Here is a 16,824-nt window from a genome sequence, read left to right on the forward strand (position 1 = left end):
TTAAACCTGAATTATTTAATTAATAATTAATAATTAATAATTATTCGGTAAATATAAAAAAAATGTTACCTCTCAATTTGGTGAAGATGGAATTATTGAAGCTATTTTCAATAAATTAGACATTGAGAAAGGTTGGTGCGTTGAATTTGGAGCTGCCGATGGTAAGCGTTTATCCAATACATGGAATCTTTGGCATAACCGAGGCTGGAATGCGGTACTAATTGAAGGCAACTCAACACATTACCAAACCTTGCTAGATTATACTAAATCTTTTAGTAATGTGATTCCTGTTAATAGTTATGTGTCTTATGAAGGAGATAAAACTATAGACAAAATATTACAAACAACTGGCATACCCAAAGATTTTGAATTATTATCTATAGACATTGATGGAGATGATTACTATGTTTGGAAAAGCATAGAGCAATACCAACCAAAATTAGTTATTATCGAGCATAACCCCACTTTGCCTCCAGATGTCGAATTTGTGGATGTGCCAAGACGTAGTGGAAAAGCAGGTTTTGGTTCTTCTGTCAAAGCTTTTATGAAACTAGCAAATCAAAAAGGATATGAATTGATTTGTTGTACGCTTGCTAATTCTTTCTTTGTTCATAAATCTCTAGTCCCTCATTTGGATATTTGTCAGAAGCCCCTGAGTGAAATATTTAGTTATGATTATGTTAGGTATGTTTTATATTCCTATTCTGGTAAAGCTTTCTTGTTTCCAGGAAAAGCTCCCTACGGCAACTTAAACACAATTGAGAGTACCTTGAGGCAATCAAATGTTTTATCAAACCCTCCAGAAAACTCCCTACAAGTAGTGTTAATTCCTTGCGAGCAATTAGATAGTCTGATGGCAGAAGATAAGCTTTTCAAGGAATATCTAACTGCTCGCGGTCTCAAAGAAGACTACGATTTGTGGTTACAGAACAGACAATAGTCGTCAGACAATATCTACGCAACGTGCAACTTTCTTGAAACCAATAGTATTTAGGGAATTTGAGAATAATATTTCTTGTGCTTTAGAGACAAAAGCATTATTCTGCCCTAGAAAGTTGCACATTGCTTTAGTGTTTTAGTTCATCAGTAGGATTGGGTTTCAGAAAGGTGGTAATTTACCCGACAAAACGAGGGGTTTTGAAACTGGGCAAGACTCCCAAAGTTTCAAGACCTGCTCGTACATTTTTTCCCAAGGAATGCTATAACTGGTACAAGACCAACGATCAGGCTGTTGTGGGTTCGGATAATCAACAATTGCTTGTGGCGGAATCTCAATAATGTGATGATGTATGTGCATAGAACGTTGACCCCCTCTCAGCCTTGGTTCATGAACTATTCCTGGCTTTTTGCATATTCGCGAAACGAACAGAGAGTCAGTAGCAACATGGGTTATAAAAAAATCTATAATATTAGCAAAGCATAACTTCTCAGCAGCAGTTATACCAACAAGATTGAATACTTTGATTTCAGAAATCAGTTTTTCTTCTACTTGCTTTGCTATTTCTTTATCAACTGCTGTCATCTTTTTATTATAATTTCCTTTCGATGGCGTTAGAGGAAATGTCCTGCCGTCTAAAACAACTCCTACTTTGGGGAATGACTGATGGATTAAATTGATAATTTGTGGTACTGCTTCTACTAATTCCTTCCAAGCTCTTTTTTCCCCAGCTATCCCAATCCAGATCAGAGGAAAACAAGCTTCCGCAGTCTTGATTAAGTTATCCAATATAAGGTTATCGGAAGGGTTACACAGGTGAAGTGCTGAATTAACTAAAATTGCATCTAGATCGTCGAGAATTTTTTTGTTATGGTGTTTGTGATACTGAACGCTAGAAGAAATTATAAATTCTCTGTTTTTCAACAATTTCTGATTAATACTTTTATAATCGCTTGCATAGTCATCTCTGTTTAAACCATACATCTGACTCACGGACATAAAATTAGAGCCTTTCAGAGTATAAATGTTGGTTGTTGGATTAATTAAACCTTGAGTATTTAATATATGAACTCCATACAAATAATCGTAAAAATAATGATAAGGTCTATCTTGGGCGACAAATAAACCAGAGTATTTAAAGGGATAAAAGCGCTCGGATGATAATTCATTAAAGTTAGCTACCAAGTAGCCTAGTATGCTATAAGCATTCCTGACGACAATATTAAACCATGGTCCTGCTATTTCTTCATAAATAGCAACAGCAAATTGCATAGTTGGAAATATTACAGCAACCTGAGCGCAATACTGTCCTATGTAAAAACATCTTAAACCATCTCTAAACAAAATAAAGTTGACATCGTTACACAAAATACTTGAGTAGAGAATAGCATCATTTTGTGAAAATGGACTAGGAATTCTAGCCATACCAGAAGTGACTATCATTTTGACAATTTCTTCTGAAAAATTAGGCTTAGTAACAAATTTAATAAATTCTGTGTATTGAGTTTCTATAAACTGATAACCGTATTGGTTAAAAATATTAGCAATTCTATTCAAGCCGTCACTATTTATTCTTAATAACTGAGACAGAAATACATCTCTATAATTAGTAGATTTAATTTCAGCAGCTAGCTTTTCAGAATCAAAACCTACTAATGGTTCTAAATTATGGTAGGCTTTCCAATAAGCAGAAAGTTCAAATGATTCTTGATGAGGATTATTTTGAGACTTACGAAAACAATTATTTTGAGCTATTGCCCAATGTAAGTTTTCTCGAAACACTTGAGAATCTAAATTAAATCCAACTGCTTTTTGATAAGCGGCAATGGCGTTTTCCCATTCGCTACGCAATGAGTAGCATTTTCCTAAACCATTGTAGGCCCAACTAAAATCAGAGCTAATTTTAATAGCAGATTGAAAATAAGCTATAGCTTCATCCAGTTTATTCTGTTGTAGAAAAATTTCACCTAACCTTTGATGGGGCCATAGCAATTTGGGGTTTAGTTTTTTAGCCTGCTGATAAGCTATTTTGGCTTCGTCTAATTTTCTCTGAATTAACAGAACTTCTCCCAAACATTGGAAACCACCATAAAAAGAGGGATTCATTTGTGTAGCTTGACGATAAGCTGTTTCTGCTTCAGCCAATTTGCCTTTCCGTTGCAAGTACCTGCCTTGTTTTAGAGGAGTTGTTGAATGTTCCGGGTACATATTTTTCAGGACAAATAAGTAAACTTAGTTAGTTAATATATTCACATTAAATATATTTACATTAATCTAATAACGATGGTTGAAGTTAAAAAGTTCCTTGAGTTAATATTTTAATTTCTACTACCCATTTATTTGAATATCTCTATGAGGTATGAGTCTGTTAATATATCTAAAGTAAATTTATTTTGAAGTTTTTGTAGTATATATGAACCATAGTCATTTATTAAAGCAGGCCAAATCAGTTGAAAACATTGGGGAAGTTGGTTGAGGTGATTGTTCCACTATTTACATTATATTGAACTCAGATAAAGCTTATATACAACAACATGGAGATAGACTGCCAATGCTCCCAGAAGATTTGCTAAAAAAGGCTAACAAACAAAAGCGAGAGGGTAAATTAAATGAAGCGATCGCTAATTACCGTAGTGCAATAGAGCTAAATCCTAATTCGTTCCTCTTGCATCAAAATCTAGGGGATGCCTTAGTAAAAAAAGGGTTGCTGGATGAAGGCACTTTAGAGTTAAGAAAAGCTCTGGAAATTAAACCTAATTCTGCACTTTCCCAAGCTTACTTGGGAGAAGTTTTAGTTAAACAAAAGTTATTTGATGAAGCTATTGATTACTTGGAAAGTGCCATTAAAATTCAGCCAAATTTCCATAAGTATTATAATAGTCTTGGTTTAGCGTTGATTGGAAAAGAAAAATATGATGAAGCTATTGTTCTTTTTCAGAAAGCAATAGAATTAAAACCAGATTCTTGTTGGGGTTATTATAATTTAAGCCAAGTATTATCAAAACAAGATAAGTTATCTTCAGCTAAAGAATACTACGAAAAAGCAATCCAACTAAATCCGCAACTCTCAAATCATAGCAAAAAACCGATTAACGTCATTTCACCTCCCAAAGATAGTCCGAAGATGGTAAATACAGGAGAAAGATATGTACCCCATCTTAAAGGTACAATTAAATACGAACATTTACATAGGTATGGGCTGTGTTTGGAAATAGTGCGTGGTAAGTCTGTTTTAGATATAGCCTCTGGAGAAGGCTACGGTTCAGTTATATTGTCGCAAACAGCAAGCTCAGTTATAGGTGTTGATATTGATACCGAATCTGTGAAATTTGCTCAAAACAAATATCAAGACAAATCTAATTTACAGTTTTTGGTTGGCAGATGCGATTCAATTCCTTTATCAAATGAATCTATAGACGTTGTTGTTTCCTTTGAAACTATAGAGCATCACGACAAACATGAGGAAATGATGCAAGAAATAAAAAGGGTTCTGAAAAAGGATGGAGTCTTAGTTATTTCTTCCCCAAATCGCCTGGTTTATTCGGATTTACCTAATTATCATAATCCTTTTCATGTCAAAGAACTCTACGAGCAAGAATTTGTTGATTTGCTGAACAGATATTTTAGCCATACTAAAATTTATGGACAAAGACTCGCTACTAGCTCTTTTGTGTTCCCTCTAGATAAATTTGATCTTGATAGTTTCAATTCTTATACTGGCAATGGTGAATCAATTTCTAAAGGCTTTTTACCACTACACAATCCAGTATATTTTATTGCAATATCCTCAAATCAATCAATCGACATCCAAAATAAGTTATTAAATTCATTCTACCTAGATAGAGACGACGATTTATTGAATTCTGAAGCTTTCCCCATCAGAAAAAAAATGTCGCTACAGAAGGTAAATGAATTAAGCCTAGCAATAGATGGCAACGCTGAAACATATATGACTGATGGCTGGTCTGACCCCGAAGAATGGGGATGTTGGGCATTGGGACCCTATGCGGGACTTAAGCTAGAGCTGACAGAGGCAGCAAAAACAGATTTAAAATTAGTTATAACAGCTAAAGCTAGAGTATCAGAAAGAAAAAACCAATCTCTAGTTATAATCAATTTAAACGGTCAAACAGTAGGAGAATTATTATTTCCTGGCGGGGAAAATTTTGTCACAGAAGAACTGACATTGCCATTAAATTTATTAGCAGATCGGGTTGTATTAGACTTTGTTTTGAATCTACCTGACTACTATCGCCCAACGACCAACGAACTAGACCAGAGACCTTTAGGTTTGGCAGTCAGCAAAATATCCATAAACTATTAAATTTTAACACACTTGATTTGGACGTTTCATGGGAAAATATTAGTTCATGCTCAACAGCAGATCAATAGGGAGAATAATATGGACAAAAAACCACTGGTTAGCATTTGTATTCCAACTTATAACGGCGCTCAATTTCTCGAAATTGCTTTAGAAAGCGCTTTACAACAAACTTATCCCTCCATAGAAATTATTGTTTCAGATGATGACTCTAAGGACGATACAGTTAAAATTGTTCGAGCTTTCCAAGAAAAAACACCAGGGAAAATTGCTGTATTTGAGCATAGTCGATACGGGATAGCACAAAACTGGAACAATACTGTTACTAAGGCACAAGGTAAATACATCAAATTTTTGTTACAGGATGATTTGCTAGAACCAAACTGTTTGGAGGAAATGGTTGATCTAGCAGAAGAAGATGAGGAAATAGGTATGGTGTTCTCTCCTCGGGAATTGCTGATGACAGAGGATAGCAAGAGCGATCGAGGTTGTCTTGATGTATATCAGCACGCCCAAGACGTACACAAAGCTTGGTCGCAAAAGCTCCAGAGGATTAACTCAGGTCATAAACTATTAGGAGACCCTAATTTTGCGGATTCTCCTATGAATAAAATAGGTGAACCTAGCAATGTTTTGATTAGAAAAGAAGTATTTGAGGAAATAGGATTATTTGACTCCGAACTACATCAAACCCTCGATATGGATATGTGGTTTAGAATTATGTGCAAGTACAAAATAGGTTTTATAGATAAAAAACTAACTAAATTTCGCATACATCCAAAACAAGCTTCTCATAAAAACCTGGGGTTAAAAAACTTAATTGACAATCAATTTTTGAGGGCAAAAATGCTTTATAGTGGGGAGTATGAAATTTTGAATGAAGGAGTGAGGGAAAAGTGGAGAAAAAAAATTAAAAGCTTAGTAGAACATGAATTAGAAATTTTATGGTCTAGCATTAACAACTTGAATATGGAGAAGGGGAAATTAGAGATTTCCCAACAAGAATTACAGCAAGAAGTTGAGAAATTAAAAAATAATAGATTTGTAATTGATGAAAACTATTTTGAAAACCAAGAAAAGTACAATCTTATGGTAGGAAGTGCTTGTTATGCTTATCAAACAGGGGATTTAGTTCAGATGATAGATTTTTTCCAGCAGTCTCTTAAATATACTAATTCATTACCTACAGAAACCTTATTCAACTGGGTTAAAAGTTTGAAAAATTTTTGTGAATTAAACGGGACTTATTTAGACACATACGCTTTGACTAAATCACCAGAGTGGGAACAGCTTTTAAAGAATGTGTTCCAAGCTGGACTGATATTAAATAAGTAATACGGTTAAAGCTGATATAAAAGCTTTTGACATTTTTTATCTGGGGTTATTAAGTCCAGAAATACTAAAAATATTGTCTTCTCTGCCAATACTTGACACCCCCATTTCTTCTATAAAAAACGAAATTTTGTCTAATTTTTCCTGGGGGACGTTTAGATAAGTACACCAAGAATTAACACTTCTAAGATAGATTATCCGAAAATCTAATTTTTTTAATAAGTCCGCAACATTTTACAGTTTATAGCTTTTTACTTCAACTTTAAAATTAATAGCATTATTAAAATAAATTTCACATTTTCCGTGCAATAAATGCAATGTGTCCTCCCCCCAAATAACCATAGAAGCGAGAGCCATAGATAATGGCTGTAACTTCTTGAAAGCCGACTTCTCGTAATTCATTCAACATTTCCCAGCCAAAATCTTGGAAGCAAAGAATACCATCTTTGTTGAGGGGGTCTCCATGATAGACTGGTTCTTTTAGATGGATAATTTTCCCATCATCACCAACCTTAGCTCTAATAATATTTGTTTCTGACCACTTGCAAAAAGGCACACTAAAAATCATTTTTCCTCCAGTTTTCAAAACTCTAAAACACTCAGAAAATGCCTTTTGATAATGGGGAATATGTTCAAAAACATCAAAAGATAGTAAAAAGTCAAACTGGTAATTATCAAAAGATAAATTAGTTAAAGATTCATTTCTGATTCCCTGAGCGTTCAAAGAACCTGGTGCAATATCATTTCCTAAGTATTCGCTTCCGGTGGTCAAAGGAAAGCGTTGTTTAATGTATTGGTATAAAGGAGTTACTTGCTCAGTTAAATAGATACTAACATTTTTCTGAGGATTGCACTCTAGATCGAAAATATGTAAAATCGACCTCATTCTGTTGTTCAGACTACATTGAGGACAAAAAAGACTCTCTCTCCAGTTAGGAAACTTAAAACCATCTACTTCATAACCATGATTGTAATTAACTAAAAAATAAGATTCTGAATTACAGACATGACAATAACCATTAACCTGAAAGTTATTTTTACCTTGCTCTTGGTAAAGAATAGCCTTTTCTACATCTTGCATCAATAAATAAAGTTCTCTATCTACTATTAACAGAGATTGGTATTCTGCAAAAGAACCAACTTTTAAATGATTTAAAGCTGGATTAGGAAACTGTTGTAAACTCATAGTATATAGTTTTATATGGTTCTTAATTCGATCAGACTAACTGATAAGATTTATTAAATTAACCAACTGTTTTTCCACAGCTTGGGGTGTATAGGGCGTGATCGCTTGCTGAGAATTACTTGCCAAACGCTCCCATAGATACTTATCTGTGTAAAGACGTACAATTGCTGCCACAAAGTCCGTCTCAGTATCACCTACCAATACATCATGGTCGTGCTTTAACCCCATCCCCTCTGAGCCAATAGAAGTCGTGATAACTGGCAACCCATATTCAAGGCTTTGTCCTATTTTGCCTTTCATACCAGCCCCAAAACGAAGGGGAGCTACAAAGGCTCTATGACTAAGAAAATAAGGACTAACATCTTTAACATAGCCAGGTACCTTAATTTTTTCTTCAGCTAAACTTTTAACCTCTGAGGGTGGATTACTTCCTAACAAAGTCACTGTCATCTCTGGTAAATTTCCCCAAACCTTGGGCATTATAGATTTACAAAGCCATTCCACAGCATCAACATTTGGTAAATGTTTATATCCTCCAATGAAGAGTAAACCTTGACGCTCTGAAAAATCTTTGCTTTCTCCTGCAAATGGGGTGTGAATAGTTGGTATCACTGCAACTTTGGAAATAGACTCTTTTTCAAAAACTTTTTTTTCAACTTCAGTCACAGTAACAGTCAAATCAACAAACCTCGCTAAACTTAATTCCAATTCCCGCGTACCCATCCACTCTTTTTCCATCTTTTTCTTATCATCATAATCATCAGGTAATAACTCCCAAGCTCGTTTAAGCCTTAAAAAGTGTAAATCCACAGTGTCGTAAATAATTTTAGCATTAGCATTGTGTTGGCGAACAAACCAAGCATATTTTTGGGTTAGATGAGGGCGACTAATCCAAACAAACTTCACCATAGATAACCGATCCTGAATTTGCTCTTGAACCTTTTTTTGATATTCGGGACAAGTATATAAAATCTCCACGCCCATTTCTTGTAGTTGTGAGGCGTAAGGTTCTTCTAATTGCCCTTGATCAATTGCAAAAATCACATGGTAATTGAGTTTTTTGAAGATTTTAATAATTTGGTATAAACGATTTGCACCTGCTTCTCGATCATACTGAAGAATGTAATTTTCAACTATCAAAATAATGTCTTTATTTAAAAGTAGTCTAATCGGACCTACTTTAGGATTATCCGGGTTGCTAGCCAAGCAATACCCTGACAAAACATTTTGCCATTTTTTCCTAAACTTAACTGCATTTACTTCTTGATAGCGTTTAACTCCGCTACTGGTAGAAGTTCCAGATGTAATACCTTCATAGTGAACAACCTGAGATTTGGGCTGATACATTACTTTTAAACCTAGCTTGTGGCGAATGCTAAAACATAAGTCAGTATCTTCATAGTAAGCGGGGGCGAAATGTTCGTCAAAACCTCCTAACCTCTCGAAAACATCTCGTATAACCATTAAACTAGCGCCAGAACAATAATCTACAGGTCTAACGTAGTTATATTGCGGGGCTAAAGGATTATCCATCCTTCCATAATTCCATCCCGACGCATCACTCCATATAACTCCTCCTGCTTCTTGTAAGCAGCCATTAGGATAAACTAACTTAGAACCTACTGCCCCAACTCTATCGTCAGAATCAAAGGTCGCTAACATACTTTCTAACCACCCTGGAGATACCTCGGTGTCGTTGTTTAAAAAGTAAATATATTTACCTCTTGATTTGCTTGCGCCAGCGTTACAAGATTTTATGAAGCCAAGATTAGAACTATTCTTCACAACTAACAAACCTTTAACAACTTCTAAAAAATCTTCCGTATGATCCAGGGAACAATCATTAACGACTATAATTTCTACTGCTGTTTCATTGATATTGATTTTTAAAGATTGCAAGCATCTGAGAGTATAATCAATTTTATTATAAACAGGGATAACTATAGAAACTAAAGGATTATCGCTACAAGGTAGAACTAAATCAAATTGTTTCAAAATTTCCTGATTGTAAGCTTGACAACTATCGTTTAGAGATGGTTTAGCTTGAGTATCGGAGCATTTTTTACTGACTACGCTCAACAACTTAGGAAATATTTCAATATTATTAAATGCAAAATCCCTGTTATTAATTGCTACTTTATAGGCTACTATTGCTTCATCTAATCTTCCCTGGTCAGAAAAAATATTACCTAACTCAAAGTAAATTCTAGGCTCCAGGGGGATAACTGCTAAAATTTTATGATAAGTTTCCTCTTGTTGATCTGGCTGTAATTCTATGGTTTTACGATAACAAGCGATCGCTTCGTTCAAATCATACTGGTTATTATCAACGTTTCCCTCTTCCTTTGATTTTCTAACTAAAATATCCCCCAATTTTTCGTACAATTTAGCTGCATCTGGTTTGACTTTAGTAGCTTGCCGATACCATGTAGCTGCTTGATTCCACTCATTCTTTTTACAAAAAATGTTTCCTAAATTTTCGCAAGCTTCAGCCAAACTGGGATCGATCTGAGCAACCTGCTTGTAATGATAAATAGCTTTATCCAAGTCACTTTGCCTAACAAAAATTTCAGCCAAGTCGTAATGACAACTAGCCAACCCAGGTTTTAGCTCAATAGCCTTTTGGTAGTGAAGTATAGCTTTTTCTAAATCTCGTCGATCCAAGAAAATCTTAGCAATAGCTTGACGAGCTTCAACAAAATTCTCTTCTAATTTTAAACTTTGATGGTAACAAGCAAGAGCTTCGTCAAAATCCCTCATGCTTGCCAAGCACCTGCCTAAATTGTAGTAAGACCAAGGAGAATCCTTAGCAAATTCAATAGCTTTACGGTAAGCGGTAGCAGCTTCAGAATAATGATTTAGCTCCAGTAGGGTGTCGCCTAAGCTTTGATGAAAATCAAAAACCATCGGCTCTATTTCTACCAAACGCTCGAATATAACAAGTGCTTCCTTGAAACGGTTTTTATTTAGCAGAAGCTTACCTATATGCCACAGCAAACTCTCGAAATGAGGATGGCCCGATCTAACTTCAGATAACTGATTAACTACTTCAAAATTATTAAAGTGACTATAAAAGAGATCGGTGTCCAGTTCGATTGCTTTCCAATAACTTGCGATCGCGTCGTCCCATTTATTAATTGCAGCAAAAGTATTTCCCAACTGCTGATGTAACAAAAAAGAATTCGGGGATAACTGGATTGCCTTTTTATAGAAAGCGATCGCCTCGTCCCAATGTTCGATTTTGGCTAAACTATAAGCCAAATGATGAGAAAAATTTCCTGAATCAGGATTCAATTCAACTGCCTGACGATAAAAGCTAATCGCTTCTTCCCAGTTTCCTTCCTTCGTTTTTTCCTTACCTAAATCCAAAAAATACTCAGACAGCTCACCCAACTGCTGTCTAACCTGAGCTGAGCCTGGATGCAACTCCACCGACTTCCGCAACTCAACCGCAGCCTCCCCCCAACGCTCCAAGCGACTCAAAGCATACCCCAACTGATGCCTAACTGGAGCAGACTTCGGATTAATCTCCACCACTAACCGCAACTCAACAACAGCCTCCTTCCACTTACCCAACTGCCCCAAAGCATGCCCCAAATGATGCCTAACCTCCGCCCCGGCAAAACCCAAACTAATTGCCCGCCGATACTCAACTACTGCCTCTTCCCATCTGCTCAAATGCCCCAAAGCCTGACCCAAAGCAAACAAAACCTCACCAGATTCCCCAGACACAGCTACTGCCTGACGGTACAACTCCACCGCCTCCGACCATCGCTCCAACTTACCCAAAGCTTTTGCCCAACCCAGACAACAATCAACCTTACCCGGATTTATTTCCCAACTCCGGCGATATAACTCCACTGCCTCGGACCATTCCTGTTGCCCACACTTAGCCTCTGCCAAATAATAATAAGCCTCCGCCTGTAAGGAAGTTCCATCCAACATCCCCACGGCTTGATTAATACAGTTCACCGCCTCCAACCATTGCCCCAACTTCAACAACCCAGTTCCCAAACCCAGATAAAATTCAGGCACATCTTTTTTTAGATCGAGCGCTCGACTTAAATAACTTACCCCATCTTGAAACTGTCCTTGCTGACTCAACATTACCCCCAACTTGTAGAGAGACCAGGGGGATTGAGAATTTATAGCCACTAACTGACGAAAGGCAGCAATTGCCTCTTCTCTCCGCCCCGCCTTCTCCAAAGCATCCCCTAAATTTTGGTAATACCAGGCAAACTGGGGATTTTGCTCTATGGCCTTTTGATAAGAAGCGATCGCCTCCTCTAATTTTCCCTCCCGTAACAGTTTGTTTCCTGTAGCAAAAGCAGTAGCAGTCATAATTTATTTTTTATTTATTATTTTTTGATTTTATATAACAGCTTTATAATTATATAAGGAAAGTACCAATCAAAAAAAGTTCCTCGATTGTAATTATTTTGGTCATGGTATGGCATTGGAGCATCTTGTTTGCTTGTCAGGAACTACTGATTTCCATCCACAAACTGTAGAACTACTGGGTAAATTAGAAATTATACATCTGTGGAGGATGGGGCGGGTTGATTTGATCAAATGTTGATATTATAAATTTCAAGGCTAAACTCGCCCCTACTATTTCAAAATTTTAGGCGTGTCCATGATTACAGCACTTTTCAGATAGATGACCTCACGTCACAACCAGTACCTTGTAGGGAAGTTCCATGGAACTTCCCTACTGTGGTCTACTAATAAAAAAATCCCTGTTAAGAAAATTCTTTCAATCTCGCTACCAAATGGTCAAAATAAGGAGCTAATTCTGTTTGTTGTTCAGAGGAAAATCTTTTCAAACTAGCCGTTTTAATAGCTTCTAAACCGCACACCATTGCTGATAGTGGTACAAGCAATTCCTGATAGAGTAAGTTCATATAATGAAGCCCTTCTTGACTGGTAAATTCCGTATTATTACCAGCAATTCCATAAGTAATACAACGTAAAAAATGCCAGAAATCTCGCCAGCAAGCTTCAGCTCGTACTGGTGGATATAAATCTCCTCCTTCCGCTGTAATATTAGGATATGTTGCTAATACTTTTTCCCTAGCTTCATCAACAATTTCTGCTGCATATTCTCCAAGCAAACTAGCAGCTTCTATAGCAAAAATTGGCACTACTGAAGATGTTTTTAGTAGTTCTAAATCGCTCTCTGTGAAATAACGACTTTCATCATCAGCAGTTTGAAATAATTGAATAATTTCTGTTGGTAGAACTTCTGTCCAAGTTTTGAAGCTAACTATTCTCGCTTTAGGAATTAATTGTTTAGCTGTTTCCGTTAATTGTGTAGTCATAATCAAAATTTGATAGCTTTTAGGTAAATAATTATTAATTATTAATTACCTCTTTTTAAATCATTGGGGCGGGTTCATGTCATCAAATATTAATATTATTAATTTGAACTAGAACCCATCCCCTACTATTGCAACATTTTAGGTGTGTCTATGATTAAGCTGTAGGTTGTTGGGTTTGATTTTGGGTGGCAGAACGTAACTGATTGAGAGCTTGATCAATTTTGGACAATTCTGGATGTTGTTCTAACTTGGCCATTACTTTAGCCTTGGGTATTTTTACTTTCTTAGCGTGTTCTAGGGCTTCATTAACAATGCGTTCCCGATATTGTTCTAATCCTTTAATTACTTCCTCTATTTCTTGTTCTTGGGTTGTTGATGTTGCAGTATTCGCCTCTAAAGTTTCAGACATAATGGTTTTCCGAGCAATATTTGTACTTTTCCGAAATTAATCATCCCAGATTTAGGGATTAGTTGGTAGTATTTGTAAAGAAACGTAAATAAAATTAAGCAGATTTTAATATGGAAATTAACCAAATTCAGGTATACTTAAATAGTTCTGATTCTCAAGAGAGACTAAAAGCGCTGACGGAGTTAAGGAACTACGAAAGTGAAATAGCAGTTCCCCTCCTGAAAACTAGACAACGTGATCCTGAATTTCTCGTCCGTTCATTTGTAGCAATGGGATTAGGCAATAAACGTACCTCTGAAGGTTTTAGGATATTGCTAGAAATGATGAAAAATGACACAGACTACAATGTGCGAGCAGAAGCAGCAAACTCCCTATCTAAATTTGGAGAAGAGGCAATTCCTCTTTTAGTAGAAAAATTCCGCCAAGACGATAACTGGTTAGTGCGTCGGAGTATTCTCGCCCCTCTCATAGATATGCCATTTCCTGAAGCACTATATGAAGTGTGTATTTGCGCGATCGCTGGTGAAGATATAACGGTGCAGGAAGTTGCCATTAGTGCTTTAGGTACGTTAGCGGGGACAAAGAAAGAAACCGAAGCTTTGCAGCAACTATTAGCTTTTGTCAATGCCGAATTTTGGAATATTCGGTTGCGAGCTGCTCAAGGGTTGAGCAAATTTGACGATCCCCAAGCAAAAGCAGCTTTGAATTATCTTAGCAAAGATGAAAATCATAGAGTAGTAGCTGTAGCTTTGGAGAGTTTGCTGTAACTATTAAGCATTCAGCTAAAGTCAAAACTTTGTGCTGGTGTTATACCAAATTCAAAAAAGAATGTTACTAATAGTTTAGTAAACTAAAATAGTTTAAGTCAGATGCACACTTTGTTCAAATAGATTGTTTGATGGTAAAAAATGATAATAATAACTACTTCTACTGACTATTAACTACTAGAAACAGTATTAATATTTGTAGCAAATATTTATCAATTTGGTATTACACAGCTAAAATATTGCAATAGTAGGGGTGGGTTCGGCGTTCAAATTAATACATAAACATTCAATTAAATGAACCCGCCCCAATAACCAACAGACAAAATTAGTATTATTAAACTAGCAAATATTAAAGTCTAATTGTTGCTCCAGGGCCGATAGGAATTCCGAAAATAAACCAAAATATAAATAAAGCTAACCAAGATAATAAGAAAGCTAAAGAATAAGGTAACATTGTCGCAATTAAAGTTCCCATACCTGTATTTTTATCGTATCTCTGAGCAAAAGCAACAATAATTGGGAAATAACCCATCAAAGGTGTAATAATGTTAGTTGTAGAATCTCCAATTCTATAAGCCATTTGTGTGAACTCTGGGCTATAACCAACCAACATTAACATGGGTACAAATATAGGAGCTATCATAGTCCATTTAGAAGATGCAGAGGCAAAGAATAAATTAATTAAACCACTAACAATAATAAAACTTATCAGCAAAGGCAAGCCAGTAAAACCAGTCGCTTTGAGAAAATTGGCACCATTAATAGCTAAGATAATTCCCAAATTAGTCCAACCAAAATAAGCAACAAATTGAGCAGCAAAAAAAGATAGAACAATATAATAACCCATTATACTCATTGCTTGAGTCATACCTTGAGCAATATCTTTATCACTCTTAATTGTACCTGCTGCTTTCCCATAAGCAATACCTGGAATTATGAATCCTAACATTATTATTGGTACAATTCCGTTAAAAAATGGAGAAGGAATAATCGTCAAAGTTTCCGGGTCGCGTAAAATTCCTTCAGGAGGCAAAACTAATATTAATAAAAAGGCGATAAAAGCTAATAAAGAATATCCAGCCCAACGTAAACCTTTTTGTTCAGCAGTAGTCAAATCTTCCATTTCTTCTGAATTAATTTGACTATTATATTCACCTAATCGAGGTTCTACAATTTTATCTGTAATATACCAACCAACTAAAGTGATAACAAATGTAGAAACTACCATAAAATAATAATTTACGGTTGGATTAACCGTATATTCAGGATTAATTAATTGAGCCGAACTTTCAGTAATTCCTGCTAGTAAAGGATCTATAGAACTAACTAATAAATTAGCACTATAACCGCCAGAAACTCCGGCAAAACCAGCAGCTAAACCAGCAATTGGATGACGTTTGTATGCTAAAAATATTAAGGCAGCAAGAGGAGTTAAAACTACATATCCAGCATCCGAAGCAATATTAGACATTACTCCACAAAAAACTATTACAGGAGTAATAAACTTTGCCGGAGCAACTAGCACTACTTGACGCAGCAAAGCAGAAATTAAACCTGTAGATTCTGCTACTCCTACTCCTAACATCGCCACAAGTACAGTACCGAGGGGAGGAAAATTAACAAAGTTGCTTACAGTCTTAGTAACTATTTTGCGGATACCGTCAGGATTCAACAGAGAAACTGCTTCAATAGTTTCTTTACTTGTAGGGTTTACTGCAGAGAGATTTGTCAAATTGGCGATCGCGCTAATTACGATAACTGCTACAGATAAATAGAAAAATAATGTAATAGGATCTGGCAGTTTATTGCCTGCTTTTTCAATAAAAATCAGTGCTCTATTAACAATATTTAGTTTTTTAGACTTTTCTGGGGGCGGTGTTTCTGTCATCTTGACTTTTTCCTGTTCATATCAAAAATACAATTTCCCATCATCATACTATGAAGAAGAAGTCAGGAGTCAGTAGCTAGGAGAAAGAATTATATCATGTCCGTTGCAAAAGGAAAAACTCATTCAGAGATTACTTTTGAATTTTGACTTTAATCAAGCGATCGCTTCCGACTCCCAAGAAAAATATTTTTGTCCCATTCAGGAATTTATATATTACTAATGTAGCATAAGTCATGTACTACATAATCATGGTGTGGTCTAGTGAAAATAATGGCCTAAAACCCAGGTTAAACAAGGAATAAAATTTTTCTTATAACCCCTTGACAACTTTGTATTATTTGTGTAGTATAAAAATATAGAGCAAAGGAAAACAGCCTTAAAGCCTAGTTCCTTGAGCCATTCGTACCTTGACAACAAAATAGATACTACATACTTATTTATAGCTCTGTGGACAACTAGATAAGTCACTCTGATTCTCAGTCAGAGGGAAGCGGGTGCAACTCCCGTCAGAGCTTCTGATTCGTCTGGGTAGCCAAGTGTTCATTAATTGATAATTGATAATGGATAATTGATAATTACCTCTGGTTAAAACCGTTCGGGAATTGAAGATAAGGAAATATTATTTCTTTTCTCTTGGTCGATTGGATATGGCGAGGAAACCTC

The 16,824-nt window shown here is 35.9% G+C and carries 10 protein-coding genes; 4 read left to right on the forward strand and 6 right to left on the reverse strand.

All coding sequences use genetic code 11. The features are described 5' to 3' along the window. The first annotated feature begins 250 nt into the window (after positions 1-250). A complete protein-coding gene (locus ACP6PL_RS30960) occupies positions 251-940 on the forward strand; it encodes a class I SAM-dependent methyltransferase (protein WP_426549216.1) in 690 nt (229 codons plus the stop codon). A 159-nt stretch (positions 941-1,099) separates the two neighbouring features. Here ACP6PL_RS30960 and ACP6PL_RS30965 read toward each other — a convergent pair whose 3' ends face one another. Further along, positions 1,100-3,145: a tetratricopeptide repeat protein gene (locus tag ACP6PL_RS30965; RefSeq protein WP_426549217.1), complete on the reverse strand. Its 2,046-nt coding sequence runs from the start codon at positions 3,143-3,145 to the stop codon at positions 1,100-1,102. A 295-nt stretch (positions 3,146-3,440) separates the two neighbouring features. Here ACP6PL_RS30965 and ACP6PL_RS30970 point away from each other — a divergent pair, with 295 nt between their 5' ends. Beyond that, positions 3,441-5,261: a tetratricopeptide repeat protein gene (locus tag ACP6PL_RS30970; RefSeq protein ID WP_426549218.1), complete on the forward strand. Its 1,821-nt coding sequence runs from the start codon at positions 3,441-3,443 to the stop codon at positions 5,259-5,261. A 78-nt stretch (positions 5,262-5,339) separates the two neighbouring features. Further along, positions 5,340-6,593, forward strand: coding sequence for a glycosyltransferase family 2 protein (locus tag ACP6PL_RS30975; protein WP_426549219.1), 1,254 nt, complete (start codon positions 5,340-5,342; stop codon positions 6,591-6,593). Between the two features lie 289 nt (positions 6,594-6,882). Here ACP6PL_RS30975 and ACP6PL_RS30980 read toward each other — a convergent pair whose 3' ends face one another. The 4 genes from ACP6PL_RS30980 to ACP6PL_RS30995 form a co-directional block, all read right to left on the reverse strand. Then, positions 6,883-7,776: a class I SAM-dependent methyltransferase gene (locus tag ACP6PL_RS30980; RefSeq protein ID WP_426549220.1), complete on the reverse strand. Its 894-nt coding sequence runs from the start codon at positions 7,774-7,776 to the stop codon at positions 6,883-6,885. A gap of 36 nt (positions 7,777-7,812) precedes the next feature. After that, positions 7,813-12,117: a tetratricopeptide repeat protein gene (locus ACP6PL_RS30985; RefSeq protein ID WP_426549221.1), complete on the reverse strand. Its 4,305-nt coding sequence runs from the start codon at positions 12,115-12,117 to the stop codon at positions 7,813-7,815. A 401-nt stretch (positions 12,118-12,518) separates the two neighbouring features. Beyond that, positions 12,519-13,097 (reverse strand): phycobilisome protein, encoded by a 579-nt coding sequence (locus tag ACP6PL_RS30990; RefSeq protein WP_426549222.1) that lies wholly within the window; start codon positions 13,095-13,097, stop codon positions 12,519-12,521. Between the two features lie 154 nt (positions 13,098-13,251). Beyond that, positions 13,252-13,506, reverse strand: a complete 255-nt coding sequence (locus tag ACP6PL_RS30995) for an acetyltransferase (protein WP_426549223.1) — start codon at positions 13,504-13,506, stop codon at positions 13,252-13,254. 110 nt (positions 13,507-13,616) lie between these two features. Here ACP6PL_RS30995 and ACP6PL_RS31000 point away from each other — a divergent pair, with 110 nt between their 5' ends. Beyond that, positions 13,617-14,273, forward strand: coding sequence for a HEAT repeat domain-containing protein (locus ACP6PL_RS31000; RefSeq protein ID WP_426549224.1), 657 nt, complete (start codon positions 13,617-13,619; stop codon positions 14,271-14,273). 349 nt (positions 14,274-14,622) lie between these two features. On the opposite strand, the gene ACP6PL_RS31005 is transcribed toward ACP6PL_RS31000, so the two are convergent. Continuing rightward, positions 14,623-16,161, reverse strand: a complete 1,539-nt coding sequence (locus ACP6PL_RS31005; RefSeq protein ID WP_426549225.1) for an AbgT family transporter — start codon at positions 16,159-16,161, stop codon at positions 14,623-14,625. Between the last annotated feature and the right edge of the window lie 663 nt (positions 16,162-16,824).

Origin of the sequence: Dapis purpurea BLCC-M126 (genome assembly GCF_050015975.1) — a bacterium.
Classification (GTDB): domain Bacteria; phylum Cyanobacteriota; class Cyanobacteriia; order Cyanobacteriales; family Microcoleaceae; genus Trichodesmium.

What these genes read in the sequence shown, in the direction of transcription:
- ACP6PL_RS30965 (WP_426549217.1), bottom strand. Translation starts at nt 3,145, where the DNA reads ATGTACCCGGAACATTCAACAACTCCTCTAAAACAAGGCAGGTACTTG.
- ACP6PL_RS30990 (WP_426549222.1), bottom strand. Translation starts at nt 13,097, where the DNA reads ATGACTACACAATTAACGGAAACAGCTAAACAATTAATTCCTAAAGCG.
- ACP6PL_RS30995 (WP_426549223.1), bottom strand. Translation starts at nt 13,506, where the DNA reads ATGTCTGAAACTTTAGAGGCGAATACTGCAACATCAACAACCCAAGAA.
- ACP6PL_RS30975 (WP_426549219.1), top strand. Translation starts at nt 5,340, where the DNA reads ATGGACAAAAAACCACTGGTTAGCATTTGTATTCCAACTTATAACGGC.
- ACP6PL_RS30985 (WP_426549221.1), bottom strand. Translation starts at nt 12,117, where the DNA reads ATGACTGCTACTGCTTTTGCTACAGGAAACAAACTGTTACGGGAGGGA.
- ACP6PL_RS30980 (WP_426549220.1), bottom strand. Translation starts at nt 7,776, where the DNA reads ATGAGTTTACAACAGTTTCCTAATCCAGCTTTAAATCATTTAAAAGTT.
- ACP6PL_RS31005 (WP_426549225.1), bottom strand. Translation starts at nt 16,161, where the DNA reads ATGACAGAAACACCGCCCCCAGAAAAGTCTAAAAAACTAAATATTGTT.
- ACP6PL_RS31000 (WP_426549224.1), top strand. Translation starts at nt 13,617, where the DNA reads ATGGAAATTAACCAAATTCAGGTATACTTAAATAGTTCTGATTCTCAA.